The organism is Catenulispora yoronensis (assembly GCF_039531695.1).
Taxonomy (GTDB): domain Bacteria; phylum Actinomycetota; class Actinomycetes; order Streptomycetales; family Catenulisporaceae; genus Catenulispora; species Catenulispora yoronensis.
In genome coordinates, this window is record NZ_BAAAQN010000274.1 from 1 (window position 1) to 501 (window position 501).

Consider the following 501-nt stretch of genomic DNA (forward strand, 5'->3'; position numbering starts at 1 on the left):
TAGAAGAGAGTGCATCAGCGTCACCAAAATCCGAACCTAAAAAACAGTCCCTCAGCTGTGAGCAGGTTGTCGATGTTTATCACCAGGTGCTACCGGAAGCGCAGGGGATCAGGGTCCTCACTGATAAGCGCCGCAACCTGATCCGCTCGTTCTGGCAGAAAGCCAACAAAATTACCCGTCAGCTTGATGGCCACAGCTTTACCCTGGCCGACTGGGAGTCTTACCTGAGCTACATCGCCAGTAACTGCCGCTGGATGCTTGAGAATCGCCCTGATCAGCGCACCGGGAAAACCTGGCGCCGCAAGTCGCTGGAATACTTCCTGAACGTCGATGTCTACGCCAAAACGCGCGAGGGGGCCTGTGATGACCTCTGATTTCATGACCCCTCCGCACAGCATTGAAGCAGAGCAGAGCGTGCTGGGCGGGCTCCTGCTTGACGATGACAACAGTGAGCGTACTCAGAAGGTGCTTTCGATTCTCAAGCCAGAATCGTTCTACGCG

Annotated in this window: 1 protein-coding gene and 1 pseudogene; both read left to right on the forward strand. The window is 55.3% G+C overall.

The window, feature by feature from the left end; genetic code table 11:
* Positions 1–374: pseudogene (locus tag ABD481_RS47305) on the forward strand (DNA replication protein); the annotation flags it as partial.
* A 4-nt stretch (positions 375–378) separates the two neighbouring features.
* Positions 379–501 (forward strand): DnaB-like helicase N-terminal domain-containing protein (locus tag ABD481_RS47310; RefSeq protein WP_344672411.1); only part of this gene is annotated, 123 nt, incomplete at its 3' end.